This is a genomic window from Mesorhizobium sp. CA8 (assembly GCF_020164955.1).
GTDB lineage: Bacteria > Pseudomonadota > Alphaproteobacteria > Rhizobiales > Rhizobiaceae > Mesorhizobium.
Genome location: NZ_JAIUHG010000006.1, coordinates 187,256 through 203,371, shown reverse-complemented (window position 1 = coordinate 203,371; position 16,116 = coordinate 187,256). Strand labels below are relative to the sequence as shown.

The following is a 16,116-nucleotide window of genomic DNA, read 5'->3' as shown; positions in this document are numbered from 1 at the left end:
CAAATAGTGCCCCCGCTCGCTCCTCACTCCGGCCGATACAATTCATCCATGCTGAGCGTCGCCATCTCGGCAAACGGCGCTTGCTTCTTCACCCGGCCGTGCTCCAGGATCACCAGGTCGTCGCAGAAGGAGATCGTCGAGTGATGATGGCTGATGACGATCGTGGTGCGACGGCCGGCGCGCGATTTCAGCGTCTCGACGATCGCAGCTTCCGAAAGCCCGTCCACCGCGTTGGTGGCCTCATCGAGAATCAATATATCGGGATCGCGCACAAGGGCGCGGGCGAGCGCGATGCGCTGTCTTTGCCCAGCCGACAGGTTGATGCCGCGATAGCCGACGACGGTCTGGTAGCCTTGCGGCAGTGTTTCGATAAAGCCATGCGCCTCGGCAAGCTCGGCCGCGCGGCGGGCCTCTTCGGCGCTCGCCGTGTCCTTGCCGTAGGTGATGTTGGCGAGGATGGTGCCGTCGACCAGTTCCAGCTCCTGGCTGGCGAGCGCAATGTTGCGGCGCCAGTCGGCCGGATCGATCTCGCTGAGCGGCACGCCGCCGACGAGGATCCTGCCCCCATCCGGCTCAACGAAGCGGCAGAGCAGGTTGACGATCGTCGTCTTGCCGGCGCCGGACCGGCCGATCAGCGCCGTCGAGCGGCCGCTCACAATGTCGAAGCTCGCAGCGTGCAGCACCGCGGCGCGCTGCTCCTCATTGGCATAGCTGAAGCTCACGCGCTCGAAAGCGATTCTGTCGTTCAAGCCCGCGAACGGCCGGCTGCCCTGAGGAGGTGCCGGCTTGCCTTCGGGGTCGAGCAGCCAAGTCACCTCCTCCAGCGAGCCGGAAAGCCCCTGCAGCTGGCTCCATGTCATCTGCAGCGTCCTGACATGCGGCTGCAGGCGGTAGAGCAGGATGAGGAAGGCAGCAACCAGCGGGAAGCTCAAGCCGGCAAACCAGGCGCCGATCACCACCGCCAGGAACAGCATGGCGTGCAGCACCTCGGTCAGCGGCGCCAGCGCCCCCTGGCGGCTGGAGAGCAGGAAGGCCGCCCGCCGCACCCCGTCCGATGCCTTTTCGAACGCCGCCTTCTCGCGCGCCTCCTGGCCGAAGATGCGGATCAGGCGGCCGGCATGCACCAGATGCAGCATCTGCGAGGCTAAAGCGCTATTGCGTGCCGAAACGCTGCGGCTCGGCGCTCTCAGGCGTGCCGACAGCCCCATATGCGCCGCTTGCACCAGCGCCAGCCCGAGCATCACCAGAAGCGTCATCTGCCAGGAGAGCAGGAGAAGGAAGGCGAGCAGGATGATGGCCGCGGAGATGCTGACGATGCCGCCCAGCACCCCCTGGACGGCGTCGGAGGCGCGCCAGGATTCGTTAGAGATGATGTTGAGCAGCCGCCCGGGACTCTGTTTCAGAAAGAAGGGATAGCCGACGTCGAGAAGACGCTCGGCCAACGCACTGCGTATCGACTGGCTGGCCTTGCCGTAGATATGGGCAGTCAGAACCGAATTGGCGAAGGCGAGCAGGTTCTTGAGCAGGATCGAGCCGAGGATCGCGGCCGAGATCGCGATCAGCCGCTCGCGCTCGCCGAGTCCTGCGCCGACCTTCTGCAACAGCGCGGAAAGGCCGGCCATGCCGGTCGCCTCACTATGCCCCATGATGACGCCGAGCAGCGGGATGATGAGCCCGATACCCAACCCTTCGAGCGCGGCACCGGCTAGCCCGAGCGCGACGACGACGGGCACCAAGCCGAGCTGACGCCGCCCGAGCGCGCGCTGCACTATCGACCAGGCAGGGGATTTGGATCCGGTCATCGCGCACTGGCCTCAGCGCTGGCCTCGATGGTTTCCTGAACGCGTTGCGCTTGCCGATTTGGACGTCCGGCAAGCACGAGCAGCGCAAACTTAGCCGCGCCCGCTAGATTCATCAGCACGATCGGCCAATGCGACAGCCTGAGCTCCCGGTCGAAACACGGCCCACCGATGAGCTCCCGCATGGCCGCCCGCATCGCCCAGTAGAAGTGGCGGAGCAGGAACGGCGCGCGGCGCATATGCTTCAGGCAAAGCGCGCCGTTGCCGAAATGATAATCGCGATGCAGCCGGTCGACCGCCTTGCGGCCACGCCTGCCGTGGTGGTGGAAGATCGTCATATCGGGCACGTATTCCACCGCCATGCCGGCCAGCATGGCGCGCACCAGGTAGTCCGTGTCCTCGGCCGAACGCAGCGACCCGCCGGCGCCGAAGCGTTCGTCGAAGGGACCGATCAAGGCGGCAACATCGCGATGCATGGTCATGTTGCAGCCGAGCACGAAGCCGCCGGGGTGGACGGCGCGCGTCAGCCGCTCATGCTTGTCGCAGCGCTTGATGGTAAAGGGCAGGTCGCGCTCGTCGCCGATCTCGACGCGGCCGCCTCGGATCAGCCATTTCTCGCCGCTCGCATAATGCCGCTCAAGGTCGACCAGGTAGTTGCGGTCGAGCCTGCAGTCGTCGTCGACGAAGACCAGCACGCGCCCGCGCGCCCGCGCCAGCCCGGCATTGCGCGCCGCGGCCAGTCCCGCGCGCGGCTCAGAGATCGCCGTCACCGCAATGTCGGACATCGTGGCTGCCGAAGCAAGATATTCGGCCGTGCCGTCGCGCGAGCCGTTATCCACCACCACCAGCTCGGCGGCGAAAGCCGGATGCGCCGCGCAGGCGACGCGGATCGAGTCGATACAGGCTTCGAGCACCGCGGCGCGGTCGCGCGTGCAGACGATGAAGGAAACCTGCGGCCGCTTCCCGACAGGCGACGGCCGAGCGAGGTGCCGCAGCAGGGGATGGCGCTCGGCGTTCATGCCACCCCCATCCGATAAGGCGCAAGCACCGATGCCGCCGGCGCCGATTTCAATCGGTAGGCCATCCAGTCCGCGCGGCGGGCCGCCCATATCGAGGCTTGGCTCAGCCAAGGCGCCCAGGCACCCGGGCTGAGCGCATATTTCTCCCGGCGGCGGATAACGTTCCACTTCGCCGTCAGGGTCAAGAGCTCGTGCGTCAGCGCCGGCCGCTGCTGGTCGTTGACGAGCTGGTATAGGAAATAAAACAGGTTCAGCGCGCCGGCCTCGAAGCTCGGCCGTGACGCAGCCGGTAACTCGGCGATCCGCTCCTCCAGGCCGCAGATGAAGGCGGCTGCGCGGCGCACGTTGTCGAACGAAACATCGTCGCCGATGGCGCATAGGTCGACGCTGTCCTGTACCAGTCCCTCTGCCTCGAGATTTTCACCGACAATCCGAAGATGCGTGCGCCGCATCTCGCTGGCGTGCCGGCTAGTCACGCTGCCGGGATGCAAGCGATAGACGAGCAGGCTTTCAGACATCATTGCCGCCGGATAGCGACCGGCGAGCCGCCGGAAGAGGTCGAAATCCTCGGCGTGCCGGTAAGAGCAGTTATAATTGAGGTCGGATTCGTCGACGACCCGGCGGTTATAAACCACCGTCGGGTGCATGAAGATCGTGAAAAATTTCGACAGCACAGGCAGCCCGAGCCGGAAAACCGGGTCAAGCTGGCCCCGGGCGATGCGGCCGTGCTGCAGCATGTCGACCACCGAGCCGCAGAAGCCGAGCTCGGGTCGCGCGGCAAACAGCGCGGCCTGCCGCGACAGCCGCCATGGGTAGGCGAAGTCGTCGGCATCCATGCGCGCAATAAGCTCGCCGCGGGCCACCGCCAGCCCCTCGTTGAGGCTGGCGACGAGCCCGCGATTTGCGCGCGAAATAATGGATACGCGGCGGTCGGCGCGGCGGTAGCGCTCAAGGATTTCCAGCGACCGGTCGGTGGAGCCGTCATCGATGGCGATGACTTCGAGCCGGTCGTAGTCTTGCCGCAGAATGGAGTCGACGGCGGCGGCGACGTAGGGTTCGGCGTTGTACACCGGCAGCAATACGGAGATGAGCGGGCGCGTCATGGATAGCTCCGGTCCGTCGGCCGCAGATCGACGGCTGCTTGTGCGCGGGGATAAGTAGCTCCAAACCCCCGGGCTTCGCTCGGCGTGCGTGCGCGCGGCCGCGCCACATAAGGGAAATGGCGCTTGAGGCCGTTGACGGGTTTTTCAAAAAGCACCCATGACAACGAGGCGGCAAGCAGCGTGGCGGCGCCGGCGACGAGGAAGCGCCCAGGTCCCTGTTCCGAGACATTGAGCGGGATCCATGGCTGCGCCTTGACGACATAGGCGAGCAGGATCGGGTGGTAGAGATAGACGCCGTAGCTGATGCGGCCGAGCGCCAGCAGCGGCGGCAGCTCGGCCAGCCTGCCGATCCTGCCGTCAAGGCCGCTTGAGCAGGCGGCGACGATCGCCACCAGCGGCACCAGCGGCAGCACCTGCACCAAAAGCCAGCGCGGCCATTCCCATGCCGAGTCCGCCGGCCCGGGATCGGACCCGACGACGAGGAGGAAAACTGCCGCGAAGGCCGGCCAGCCGCGCCGCACCCAACCCGGCACATCCGCGCCCCTAGCGCGGCGGACGGCGAGCAGCGCACCGCAGGCGAGCGCGTCCATCGAGGCCGGCGGCAAGAGGTCCCGGGCCAAGGCCGGGTTGGCAGCGATCGGCCAGTAGAAGCGGTAGGCGAGCGAGAAGGCGATGACGCCGATGGTGATAGCCTCGATGCGCCTGCGCGGCGCCAGAAGCACAATCAGCGGCCAGGCGAGGTAGAACTGCTCCTCGATGCTGAGGCTCCAGAAATGGCAGAGCAGCCAGGGTGTCCATTCGTTGCGATGCGCGTACCAGAAGTTCGAGAGATAAAGCGCATGCCAGGCGAGCGACGATCCGGCCTGTTCCAGATCGGTGAACCAGACAAAGGCCAGCACAGCGAAATAGGGCGGAAATATCCGGATCGCGCGCCTGGCATAAAAGGAGTATAGCGCCGGCCCGGCCGCGAATTGGGCGCCGTCGCGCGCCTCCAGCAAAAGCCTGGTGATCAGGAAACCGGAAAGCGTGAAGAACAGCCGTACCCCGAGGTGACCGAGGAAGGACGTGCCGCCGGGCGCAAGGAAATGCGCGTAAAGAACGAGCGTGACGGCAAAAGCCCGCAGCGTGTCAAGCTGAAGGTCACGACCACCGGCCATCATTTACAGCCGCCAGCGCTGACAACGTGACCCGGGCCGCCGACCGCAACATCCGTGCTGGTCAACGGAAAACGCAAGCCTGCCGACTCCTAAGCTATATTCGCATACGCTAAATAACTGCAGACAACATGGTGCAGTGCAACACAGAATAGGTAACCGGTTGAACCAAAATGTGATGTCTCGTGCCAGAAAATGCCCTGCCCGTGCCACTATTCCGCCCATTTTGGCGGAGCGGCATTCACCGATCAAGGCGATGCGTCAGGCTCGACAAGCGGCTGGAGACCCTGGCTGGTGGCAGCCCCTCTTGGGCGGCGCCGACTGTGATTGTCTTTAATTTGCCCCGTTGCAATGTCGATAACCGATGATCTCCATTCAGTTCAGGCCGGCAGCCCGAGCTGCTTTCGCAGGCTCTTGTCGAATGCGGATGCGGGGACGAAACGGCGCAGGACACTGACCCGGCGCGCCATCTTTCCGGCCGCATAGCGCCGCTTCGGAGTTGGATCGGTCGCAGCCGCCAGAACGGTGTCGGCCACCACTTCGGGCGCATCGCCTTTGTCCATCGCCTTGCGCACGGCTACTGTCATGCCGGCGCGCGCGGCGTCATAGATCTCGAGCAACCGGTCCGGCTTGGCGAGGTTGTCTTCGAACAAAGTCCGGGTGTAGGCGGGCTCGACCAGCGCGACGCGAATTCCGAACGGCCGCAGCTCGCGGTCAAGCGATTCGGAATAGCCCTCGACGGCGTGTTTGGTCGCCGAATAAAGCGCGAAATAAGGCGCCGGGATGAGCCCCTGCACCGAGCTCAAATTGACGATCCTGCCCTTTCCTTGACGTCGCATGATCGGCAGCACCGCGTTGATCATCCGGATGACACCGAAGACGTTCACGTCGAACAGAGCCTGGGCCTGTGCAGTCGAGGATTCCTCCGCGCCGCCGAGCAGACCCATGCCGGCATTGTTGACCAGTACGTCGATGCGCCCGGCATCGGCCAGCACTTCGTCGACCAGCTTCGCAACGGACGCCTCATCGGCTACGTCGCAGGTCAGCATGGTAATGCCGTCGGTTCTCTTGGAGACTGCGCGACGGCTGGTTCCGAAGACGCGAAAGCCCGCCTTCTGCAGGGCCTTGGCCGTCACCTGCCCGATTCCACTGGATGCCCCTGTGACGATGGCGACGCCAGGATTGGTCCTATTCATGGAGATCACTTTCTTTGGGTTGGACTGGAAAAGCAGGCAAAAGGCGTCAGTCACGAGCGGCTCGACCGTTCACGCCGTGTCCGTCCCAGCGCCGGAACAGCGCGCTGGCATTGACGCCGCCGAAGCCGAAGCCGTTGGCGATCGCGTAGTCCATCTCCATCGGCCGAGCCCTGTTTGCGACGAAGTCTATTCCGTCGCCGGCCGGATCGGGCGCGCTCAGATTGAGGGTCGGCGGCGCCACCTGGTCCCTGAGCGCCAGGATCGTGAAGATCGCGCCAAGCCCGCCGGCAGCCCCCAACAGGTGTCCGGTCGCCGATTTGGTTCCGCTGACGGCTATGGAGAAATCCGTGCCGAAGACGCTTTTGATCGCCTCGATTTCTCCCAGGTCGCCCACCGGCGTGGAGGTCGCGTGAGCGTTGAGATGGCGGATCTCGCGCGGTGAGATGCCGGCCTGCGCAATCGCGATCTCCATGGCACGGCGCGCGCCGCCCCCGTCTTCAGGGCCGGAAGTGACGTGATGCGCATCCGCCGTCGTGCCGTAGCCGACGACCTCGGCGAGTGGTTGTGCGCCGCGCGCCAGCGCATGGTTCAATTCCTCGATGACAAGGATACCGGCGCCTTCGCCCATGACGAAGCCGTCCCGCGAGACGTCGAACGGACGGGAGGCCTGCTCGGGACGATGATTGAATGACGTCGAAAGCGAGCGCGCCGCCGCGAAGCCGCCCAGACTGACGACATTCATACAGGCTTCAGTGCCGCCGCACACAGCGATGTCGGCTTCATTGGCACGGATGATACGTGCAGCATCGCCGATCGCCTGGATGCCGGCGGCGCACGCCGTTACCGGCGCGCCGATGTGGCCCTTGAAGCCATAACGGATCGTGATGTGGCCCGCGGCGAGGTTCACCAGGAACGACGGCACCGTGAAGGGAGAAAGACGCCGAACGCCGCGCTGGTCGACGGTCCGCACCGCCTCGGTTATGGCGGGGAACCCTCCGATGCCTGAAGCAATGATGGTCGCCGTGCGAAGCCGATCCTTTTCCGAGACCGGCTTCCACCCCGCCTGGGCAAGCGCCTCTTCCGCCGCCGCCAGCGCGAAAAGGATGAAGCGGTCGATTTTGCGCTGGTCCTTCGGCGCCAGGAAGGCATTCGCATCGAGACCGGCTTCGGGATCCTCCTCCAGGGAAAGAACCGTTCCGCCGATCTTTGTCGGCAGGGTTTCGACCATTTCGTCGGGAAGCCCGCGGATGCCCGAGCGGCCGGCCAGGAGACGCGACCACGACGTCTCGACATCTGCGGCAAGGGGCGTGACCGCGCCCATGCCAGTGACAACAATCCGTCGCATCTATTCTCCTATCGATCTCAGTCGCCAGCCTGCGCCGTTCAAACGGTGACGGTGGCGCGAACCTGTTCGGTCGCTGCATCCAGGAAGGCCTGGGCGAGGTTGGGATCATTGACGACGCGCGAGAGGACCACCGCACCGACCATCGTCGAGAGGACAGCCATGGCTTTTTCATTGGCTTGCTCGCCGTCCGTCCTGGCAATCATCCTGCCGAGGACCTCAAGATATGCTTTGATCCCGGTTTCGAACGACGCTTTGACGTCGCTCCCTTGCCTGGCGGCGTCCGAGCCAAGCGCCGCGACCGGGCAGCCGTCCATCCTTTCTTCGCGATGGTCCATGCTGAGGTAGAACTCGATCACCGCCCCAAGCGGATCGCCAGGATTCGCTGCGGTCGCCGCCGTCCATCTATCGGCAGCGCTCTCCATCGCCCGCTTGGACGCCTGTGCGGCGAGATCCTCCTTCGACGCGAACTGTTTGTAGAAAGCGCCTTGGGTCAGCCCGGCGCCCTTCATCAGATCCTTGAGGCCGATGCCGTCGAAACCGTGCTCCCGAAAAAGGCGGCTGGCCACATCGATCACGGTTTGCCGGTTCTGCTCAGCCTGAATGCGGCTCACACGCATCGTCATCTCCTTTTTTAGATTGCATTCGTAATCCATATCCGATATAGAGTGCGAATGCAATCTATTTTTACTCGAGGCGATGGGCATGAAAAACAGACCGGCTATTATCGTGGGCGCGATCCTGATCGCGGGGTCAGGAGCGATCGCGGTATCAGGGGCGACGGCATTCGGCACATTTGCCAGTTCCGCCCAGGAAGCCTCCGCAAGCGACCCGAGGCAGGAGCCGCCCGTCGTCAGGCTGGCGACGGTAGCGCCGGTGAGCGGTGCCGAACGCAGCTTCACGGGAATCATAGGCGTGAGGGTGGAGAGCAATCTCGGCTTCCGCGTCCCCGGTAAGATCGTTGAAAGGCTCGTTCATGTCGGCCAGCAGGTAAAGGCCGGTCAGCCGCTGATGCGGATCGACGACACCGACCTTCGCCTCGCGCTTACGGCAAAGCACAATGCCGTTATTGCCGCGCGTGCGATCGTCGTTCAGACGCAACCGGATGAACGGCGATACGCCAATCTGCTGAAGGACGGATGGGTTCCCCGGCAGCGCTACGAGCAGGCAAAGGCCGCGCTGGATACCGCCGCGGCCCAACTCGCCGCCGCCGAGGCGGAAGCGAAGGTCGCTCAGAATGAGGCGACATACGCCGTCCTGCTGGCGGACGCCGACGGAACGGTGGTCGACACGCTTGGCGAGCCGGGCCAGGTCGTCTCCGCCGGCCAGACGATGGTCCGGGTCGCCCAGGCCGGCCCACGCGAAGCGGTGGTCGCGCTTCCCGAAACGATCCGGCCGGCGATCGGCTCGTTGGCCGACGCCAGCGTATATGGGGGCGACGAGCAGCGCCATACGGCGCATCTGCGACAACTGTCCAACTCCGCCGATGCCCAGACCCGCACCTATGAGGCCCGCTATGTGCTTGACGGTGAGGCAGCGGCAGCGCCGCTTGGCGCGACTGTAACCATTCGGCTGGCAACGCAGGCGAGCGAGCCGGAAGTCCAGGTACCGCTGGGAGCCGTGCTCGACGACGGCAAGAAGACCGGCGTTTGGGTTTTGGACAAGGCCGCCTCGACCGTGCATTTTCAACCCGTCAAGCTTGTTCGCGTGACCGGCGAATCCGCCGTGATCTCCGGATTGAACCCCAGCGATCGGTTTGTTTCACTCGGCGCTCACCTCCTGCAGGAGGGCGCCCGCGTCAGAACCGCGTCCGAAAGCGGGAGCAACTGACCATGAACCTCAATCTTTCCGCGATCGCCGTCCGCGAACGCGCCGTCACCCTGTTCTTCATCCTCCTCCTGGTGGCCGCCGGAGCCTACGCCTTCGTCATGCTCGGGCGGGCGGAGGACCCCAACTTCACCATCAAGACCCTGACGGTCACGACGGCGTGGCCCGGCGCGACGGCGCGCGAGATGCAGGATCTCGTCGCCGAGCCCTTGGAGAAGCGGCTTCAGGAGCTGACCTGGTACGACCGCGTGGAGACGACCACACGGCCGGGCTACGCGTATATGACTGTCACGCTGAAGGACAGCACACCGCCATCCGCCGTGCAGGAAGAGTTCTACCAAGCTCGCAAGAAGCTCGGGGATGAGGCGCGCAACCTGCCGCCCGGCGTCTACGGCCCCTTCGTCAACGATGAATATTCGGACGTCAGCTTCGCCCTTTACGCCCTTAAGGCGAAAGGTATGCCGATGCGCGAGCTGGCAAGGCAGGCCGAGACGATCCGCCAGGATCTCCTGCACGTGCCGGGTGTCAAGAAGATCAACATCCTGGGCGAACGTCCGGAGCAGATCTTCGTCGAGTTCTCCCATACCAAGCTGGCAACGCTCGGCGTGTCGGCACGGGATATCGTTGCGGCCTTGCAGCGGCAGAACACCGTTACGCCGGCGGGCTCGATCGACACTGAGGGGCCGCAGGTCTTCATCCGGGTCAACGGCGCGTATGACAGCGTCGAGGCGATCGCCGACACGCCGATCGTCGCAGCGGGGCGGACGCTGAAGCTTTCCGACATCGCCGAGGTCCGCCGCGGCTATGAGGATCCTGCCACCTATCTCATCCGCCGCCAGGGCGAGCCCACCATCATGCTCGCGGCGGTTATGCAGGAGGGCTGGGATGGTCGTGCGCTCGGCAAGGCGCTGGAGGACAGGACGGCCGACATCTTACGGACATTGCCGCTCGGGATGACGCTCGACAAGGTGTCAGACCAAGCCGTCAACATCAGTTCGGCGGTTGACGAATTCATGATGAAGTTCGCGATGGCGCTCGGCGTCGTACTGCTGATCAGCCTGCTCAGCATGGGCTGGCGCGTCGGCATCGTCGTGGCGGCCGCTGTCCCCCTGACGCTCGCCGCCGTGTTCCTCATCATGCTGGAGACCGGCCGGTTCTTCGACCGCATCACGCTCGGCGCCTTGATCCTGGCGCTCGGTCTCCTCGTGGACGATGCCATCATCGCCATCGAGGTGATGGTGGTGAAGATGGAAGAGGGCATGGACCGCATCAGAGCCGCGGCCTATGCGTGGAGCCATACCGCGGCACCGATGCTGTCAGGAACGCTGGTGACGATCGCCGGCTTCCTGCCGGTGGGCTTCGCCCGTTCGACGGCCGGCGAATACGCCGGCAACATCTTCTGGGTCGTGGGGTTCGCGCTCATCGTCTCCTGGATCGTCGCCGTGGTCTTCACGCCCTATCTCGGCGTCAAGATGCTGCCCGAAATCAAGCCGATCGAGGGCGGTCACCACGCGATCTACGACACGCCGAACTATCGGCGCCTGCGGCGGCTCATCACCTTTGCCGTGCGCCACAAGTTCGTGACCTCCGGTATCGTCGCTATCGCCTTCGCGCTTTCCGTTGCCGGCATGGGCGCCGTCAAGCAGCAGTTCTTTCCGACATCCGACCGCCCGGAAGTGCTTGTCGAGGTTCGCCTGCCGGAAGGCACCAGCATCGGGACGACGACCGCCACGGTGGAGAAGCTCGAGCACTGGCTTGACGGCCAGCCCGAGGCCAAGATCGTCACCAGCTATATCGGTCAGGGCGCTCCGCGCTTCTTCTTCGCCATGGCGCCCGAGCTGCCCGATCCCGCCTTTGCCAAGATCGTCGTGCTGACCCCGAACGCCGAGGCGCGCGAGGCCTTGAAGGAGCGGCTCCGAAAGGCGGTATCGCAAGGGGTCGCACCCGAGGCTTACGTGCGCGTCACTCAGCTTGTCTTCGGACCCTACACGCCGTTCCCGGTCGAGTTCCGGGTCGTGGGACCTGACCCCGCAGAACTCTACAACATTTCGGAGAAGGCTCTCGACATCATGCTAACCGTCCCGGACGTGCGGCAAGCCAGCCGCGACTGGGGCAATCGCACACCCGTGCTTCGCTTTGTCCCGGACCAGGATCGTCTGAACCTCATCGGTCTATCGCCGGCCGAGGCTGCGCAGCAGCTGCAATTCCTCCTCACCGGCATTCCGGTCACGCAGGTCCGCGAGGACATCCGCAACGTCCCGATCGTGGCGCGCAGCGCCGGCGGCGAGCGGCTGGATCCATCGCGCCTGGCGGATTTCTCGTTGATGAGCCGGGATGGCCGGCAGATTCCGCTAGACCAGATCGGCCATTCGGAGGTCCGTCTGGAAGAGCCGATCCTGAAGCGCCGCGATCGCACGCCGGTCATCACGATCCGCTCCGACATCAACGAAGCGACCCAGCCTCCGGAGGTCTCGAAGCAGATCATGAAAGCCCTTCAGCCGTTGATCGCATCCCTTCCTGCCGGTTATCGCATCGAAATGGGCGGATCGATCGAGGAGGCGGAGAAGGCCAACACCGCGTTGGGCAAAATCTTCCCGGCTATGATCGCCGCCATGCTGATCGTCATCATGCTGCAGGTGCGATCCTTCTCGACGATGTTCATGGTCGTGCTGACGGCCCCGCTTGGTCTCGTCGGCGTCGTGCCCATGCTGCTTACCTTCAACCAGCCCTTCGGCTTCAACGCCATTCTGGGCTTGATCGGACTGGCCGGCATCCTGATGCGCAACACGTTGATCCTGACCGAACAGATCAAGGAAAACCAAGCTGCCGGCCTGGATGACTATCACGCCGTCATCGAAGCCACGGTGCAGCGCGCGAGGCCTGTGATCCTGACCGCGCTTGCAGCGGTGCTGGCCTTCATACCCCTCACGCACTCCGTCTTCTGGGGATCGATGGCGTATACGCTGATCGGCGGTACCGCGGTCGGCACGGTGCTGATCCTACTCTTCCTTCCCGCGCTCTATACCGCGTGGTTCCGGATCAAGCCGGTGGCGGATGCGATCCCTGAGGATTTGACGCATGAACCGGAACCGGAACTGCGGCTGGCAACGGCTGCGGAATAGGGCTTGCCGGAAGAGACGGGTCAAGGATCCCGCCCGCAGGATCTGCCTTGTGGGCGGGACGAGTTTGCGCGTTTGCAAACAACCGCCCGCACGAGTCCGCAGGTCCCGATCGATCAGTTCCGGAGACATCGATGAACCACCCGATCGGAATGCGAACTGATCTCGAGGAAGTGCGCGCTCGCATTCTGGAGGTGGCGGAGGAGCACTTTCGCCGCATCGGTTACCACAAGACATCGATGGCCGACATCGCCTCCGAACTCGGCATGAGCCGGGCGAATGTCTACCGTTTCTTTCGCTCCAGGGACGCGATCACCGGTTTCATCTGCAAGCGGATTCTGAACGAGGTTGCCGACATCGCCTTTGCGATCGCACGCACGAACGCCACGGCCTCGGAGAAACTAAGTCGGCTTTTGATCGCAGTTCACCACCATGGCAAGGCGACACTGATCGAGCAGAAGCATATGCACGACATGATTGTCGCCGTGATGGAGGAGAACTGGGCGATCATCAAAGCTCATATCGAGTGGATGGTGACGACGTTCGAGGCGATCATTCGCGAGGGCGTCGAGGCGGGCGAACTCGAGGTCGGCGACCCCGCAGAGGCGGCGCGTGCCGTCAAGACGGCGTTCATACCGTTCTTCCACCCGCTTCTGATCGAGCACTGCATTCAACACGGCGAAGACACCGAAGCGAGCCTGCGCGAGCAGATACGCTTCATTCTGAAAGCACTCGGCAAGTCGGACTGAGCCACGTGTCCAATGGTTGCAGCCTGCCGCTGCCGGCCGGCGCGCAGGATCACACAATGCGGTTGTTACCATGCGCGACCACTGGCTGGTCGGGGTCGGCGAGCGCGACGAGATTTTGTGAGGCATGAGCCAAACCGGGCCTCGGGCGCTCAAGCTTCGGAGGTTGGCACCGAGGCGTTCATGGCCCGCGGAACTGGCTCACCCGAAGGAAAGGTCTTGATCGATCTGCTCGACCAGTTGCGCACCGAACAGGCAGTTGCGCACCGAACAGGATCGGGAGATGGAAAAGCTCGGCAATCGATAAATGGCCAACCTGCGAAGACGTCGGCATACCTGCGCCGCAGCGGTCAGGTCTTTCGCCTGCCCCTTCGCGCGGCCTCCGGTTTGATCGCGGCTTCCGGTTTTATTCTGATGCGCAACGTCCCGCCCTCGGGACGGTCGATTTCGAACGCGTTCGTCTTGCGGACGAGATCGCTCAGCTTGCGAAAGCCGAAGGTACGCGGATCGAAGTCGGAAGCCAGGTTGGCGAGCTGTGTCCCGACCGCACCGAGCGGTACCCAGCCGTCTTCGCTTTCCATCTGCGCGATGATTTTGCGGATGATCGGCACGGCCGCTGACGGCGGCTGCAACGGCTTCATGCTCGATACCGCTTCAGGCTCGTTCGCAGGCGCAGACGGCAGCAGGTTCTCGGTATAGACAAATCGCCGGCATGCCTGGCGGAAACTCTCAGGTGTCTTGTGTTCGCCGAAGCCGAACACGTCGATGCCCTGCTCACGAATGCGGGCCGCCAGCCGGGTGAAATCGCTGTCGGAGGAAACCAGGCAGAAGCCATCGAACCGGCCGCTATGGAGCAGATCCATCGCGTCGATGACGAGGGTGATGTCCGAGGCGTTCTTGCCTGTCGTGTAGGCAAACTGCTGCTGGGGTATGATTTGCGTGCTTCGAAAGAACGTCGGCCCACGCTTTCGAGCGCGAGCTGGAAAAATCGCCATAGATGCGACGCACGCTGGCCTCGCCGATCTTGGCGATCTCCTCGAACAGCCCATCGGCAATCTTGGCCGAGGCGTTGTCGGCATCGATCAGAACGGCAAGGCGCGGCGACCGAGGTTCGGATGGCGTCATAGGGCTTTCCTTAGCGCTGTTCATGCCACCTGAAGTTCTTGCTTTCAATGTCAATGATCTCGCCGCAGTTCGCGCATTCCATCTGGGTGTGAGTACGAATCCAGCCGACAAGCGTCTTTGCCTGATGGCGGCAACGGGGGCATTCCACGTCGATTTCGAAGTTGTCCGTCTCGCGCTCTGTCATCGCCATGCCTCAGCTTTCGTCAGCGGCGGGCTCTCGCGCTTCCTTCTGCTCTATGGATGAAGGTTTCTCCTTCGCAGCTTTCCCGGCAAGCTTGGCTTCTTTCTTGGCCGCCTTGGCCTTGTCTCGTTGGCTCCGCTCGTATCGATAGTTCGGCTTCATCGCCATTCGAAATCTCCGTATGCAGGATTGGAGTATGCAGGATTGGGCAAGTTTTAAGCAAACACCGCCGCGGTTTTCCATGGCTGTTGCAAACCGAAAGCGCGCAGATCAGACCGCGCGCTTTCCGTCACCGAGCTCAGTAAATCTCAACGGTGCGGTCGTAGCTGATCCCCGCACTCTTAAGCGCGGCAAGGAAAGCGACACTCGCGTCATCGGCAGCACCATCTTCGGCGCAGCGCTTCATCGCGTCAGTCCAAGCCAGGCTGTCGTTTCCAGGCCAATGGTCAAACAGGAAATCCGAAGCCTGTGCGACGGACTCAATGAGAGTGAAACCGATAGGGCCAGCGATGTAGACAACCACAGGAGCCCGGAATTTTTTGTGAACCATCGTGCACCCTACGCCCGACGGCGCCGAAAGACGAGCGCGGCAGCAACATTATTCAGCCAGCCTTGATCGCATTGCGGATGCCGCTACCGGAAATCAGCGGCGGTCAAAGTGTAGGAGTCGCGGCGGTTGCGGACATAAACCTTGCCGGCCACGTCTTGGATGGTGGCCCGCAAGGCGTCGAATGCCGTAAGACAGGCCGTCTCGGTGCTTACTTTTCCGCCTGGGACAACGCCGGATTTGGCCAACGCCCCTGCCTCGATAAAGAAACGGATCCGAAACATGCCGTCATGGCCGATGAAGCAGACGGCATTGCGCGCTTCGTCGAAGCTGCGACTGGGATTGGGGAAAGCTAGGGTCATGACTGGTCTCCCGATAATTCAGGAACGCCAACAAGAGCTGGCCGCGCGGCGATCCTCCCCTTGCGGCGTTCGCTGGTGCGAAGGTTGAGGGACAGCATATTGTTCGTCGCTTCCGAACGGCTGAGCCCGATCATAGAGGTACCGTTCACATGCGCAGGAATCCGCGTGAAGACATGATAGACGGTCCAGGAACGATCGGCTTCCACGCGGCGGCCATATTGGTGGTCTCTAAACTCGCATGCCTGAGCGCCGCTTGCATTTTGCTCGTCCGGACGAGCCCAGATACTGCGGGCGACATCGGTGGGCTGGTTGCCGGCGTTCATGATGTCGGCCCTTTGTCCATGCCCGCCTGCGCGGCAATGACGCCGGAATAGATCGTCGCGCCGTCGGTGTCGGCAATCGCGACGGCATCTGGCCATTGCGGCATGTTCAGCGTCCTTGCCAGAAGCCGCGCGATCTCGATTGCCGCTTCCAGATCGACCGCTTCCACAGTCTCACGGCCGACGACGGCATGAGCGTCGTCCGCGGCGCGGACGCGATAGAATTCAATCACGACTTTCATCCGAGCCCGTCGCGCACAAACATCCCGCGTCAGC

The 16,116-nt window shown here is 63.6% G+C and carries 16 protein-coding genes and 1 pseudogene; 4 read left to right on the top strand and 13 right to left on the bottom strand.

Features of this window, described 5'->3' with window-relative positions; translation table 11 throughout:
* Positions 1–23: 23 nt before the first annotated feature.
* The 7 genes from LB553_RS09560 to LB553_RS09530 all read right to left on the bottom strand — a co-directional run bounded on the left by LB553_RS09560 (position 24) and on the right by LB553_RS09530 (position 8,233).
* Positions 24–1,802, bottom strand: coding sequence for an ABC transporter ATP-binding protein (locus LB553_RS09560; protein WP_224512592.1), 1,779 nt, complete (start codon positions 1,800–1,802; stop codon positions 24–26).
* Entirely contained in the window at positions 1,799–2,818 is a 1,020-nt protein-coding gene (locus tag LB553_RS09555; protein ID WP_224512591.1) for a glycosyltransferase family 2 protein, read from the bottom strand. Before LB553_RS09555 ends, LB553_RS09560 begins: the two co-directional genes overlap by 4 nt.
* On the bottom strand, positions 2,815–3,921 hold the full coding sequence (locus tag LB553_RS09550) for a glycosyltransferase family 2 protein (protein ID WP_224512590.1): 1,107 nt from the start codon (positions 3,919–3,921) through the stop codon (positions 2,815–2,817). The genes LB553_RS09555 and LB553_RS09550 overlap by 4 nt, the downstream gene beginning before the upstream one ends.
* On the bottom strand, positions 3,918–5,078 hold the full coding sequence (locus tag LB553_RS09545; RefSeq protein WP_224512680.1) for an acyltransferase family protein: 1,161 nt from the start codon (positions 5,076–5,078) through the stop codon (positions 3,918–3,920). The genes LB553_RS09550 and LB553_RS09545 overlap by 4 nt, the downstream gene beginning before the upstream one ends.
* Positions 5,079–5,455: 377 nt before the next feature.
* On the bottom strand, positions 5,456–6,271 hold the full coding sequence (locus LB553_RS09540) for an oxidoreductase (protein WP_224512589.1): 816 nt from the start codon (positions 6,269–6,271) through the stop codon (positions 5,456–5,458).
* Positions 6,272–6,317: 46 nt separating this feature from the next.
* Positions 6,318–7,616 carry a beta-ketoacyl-ACP synthase II gene (gene fabF, locus LB553_RS09535; protein ID WP_224512588.1) on the bottom strand — a complete coding sequence of 433 codons (1,299 nt, stop codon included), beginning with the start codon at positions 7,614–7,616 and terminating at the stop codon, positions 6,318–6,320.
* A gap of 38 nt (positions 7,617–7,654) precedes the next feature.
* Complete coding sequence (locus LB553_RS09530) at positions 7,655–8,233, bottom strand: TetR/AcrR family transcriptional regulator (protein WP_224512586.1); 579 nt, start codon at positions 8,231–8,233, stop codon at positions 7,655–7,657.
* Positions 8,234–8,318: 85 nt separating this feature from the next.
* On the opposite strand from LB553_RS09530, the gene LB553_RS09525 reads away from it, so the two are divergent.
* The 3 genes from LB553_RS09525 (at position 8,319) to LB553_RS09515 (ending at position 13,308) form a co-directional block, all read left to right on the top strand.
* Complete coding sequence (locus LB553_RS09525; RefSeq protein WP_224512584.1) at positions 8,319–9,443, top strand: efflux RND transporter periplasmic adaptor subunit; 1,125 nt, start codon at positions 8,319–8,321, stop codon at positions 9,441–9,443.
* A 2-nt stretch (positions 9,444–9,445) separates the two neighbouring features.
* Positions 9,446–12,562: an efflux RND transporter permease subunit gene (locus tag LB553_RS09520; protein WP_224512583.1), complete on the top strand. Its 3,117-nt coding sequence runs from the start codon at positions 9,446–9,448 to the stop codon at positions 12,560–12,562.
* Positions 12,563–12,693: 131 nt separating this feature from the next.
* Complete coding sequence (locus LB553_RS09515; RefSeq protein WP_224512578.1) at positions 12,694–13,308, top strand: TetR family transcriptional regulator; 615 nt, start codon at positions 12,694–12,696, stop codon at positions 13,306–13,308.
* Positions 13,309–13,655: 347 nt separating this feature from the next.
* Here the strand turns inward: LB553_RS09515 and LB553_RS09510 are convergent.
* Positions 13,656–14,349, bottom strand: a pseudogene (locus LB553_RS09510) (NYN domain-containing protein).
* Between LB553_RS09510 and LB553_RS09505 the strand changes: the two are divergent.
* Positions 14,303–14,674: a hypothetical protein gene (locus LB553_RS09505; protein WP_224512684.1), complete on the top strand. Its 372-nt coding sequence runs from the start codon at positions 14,303–14,305 to the stop codon at positions 14,672–14,674. The pseudogene LB553_RS09510 and the gene LB553_RS09505 overlap by 47 nt on opposite strands.
* Here the strand turns inward: LB553_RS09505 and LB553_RS09500 are convergent.
* The 5 genes from LB553_RS09500 to LB553_RS09480 all read right to left on the bottom strand — a co-directional run bounded on the left by LB553_RS09500 (position 14,624) and on the right by LB553_RS09480 (position 16,082).
* Positions 14,624–14,779, bottom strand: coding sequence for a hypothetical protein (locus LB553_RS09500; RefSeq protein ID WP_224512577.1), 156 nt, complete (start codon positions 14,777–14,779; stop codon positions 14,624–14,626). The genes LB553_RS09505 and LB553_RS09500 overlap by 51 nt on opposite strands.
* Before the next feature lie 130 nt (positions 14,780–14,909).
* Positions 14,910–15,161, bottom strand: a complete 252-nt coding sequence (locus tag LB553_RS09495) for a DUF982 domain-containing protein (protein WP_140756641.1) — start codon at positions 15,159–15,161, stop codon at positions 14,910–14,912.
* Positions 15,162–15,244: 83 nt separating this feature from the next.
* Entirely contained in the window at positions 15,245–15,520 is a 276-nt protein-coding gene (locus tag LB553_RS09490) for a DUF1488 domain-containing protein (RefSeq protein ID WP_224512576.1), read from the bottom strand.
* Complete coding sequence (locus LB553_RS09485) at positions 15,517–15,843, bottom strand: hypothetical protein (protein ID WP_224512575.1); 327 nt, start codon at positions 15,841–15,843, stop codon at positions 15,517–15,519. Before LB553_RS09485 ends, LB553_RS09490 begins: the two co-directional genes overlap by 4 nt.
* Positions 15,840–16,082 carry a hypothetical protein gene (locus LB553_RS09480; RefSeq protein WP_224512574.1) on the bottom strand — a complete coding sequence of 81 codons (243 nt, stop codon included), beginning with the start codon at positions 16,080–16,082 and terminating at the stop codon, positions 15,840–15,842. Before LB553_RS09480 ends, LB553_RS09485 begins: the two co-directional genes overlap by 4 nt.
* Positions 16,083–16,116 lie beyond the last annotated feature (34 nt).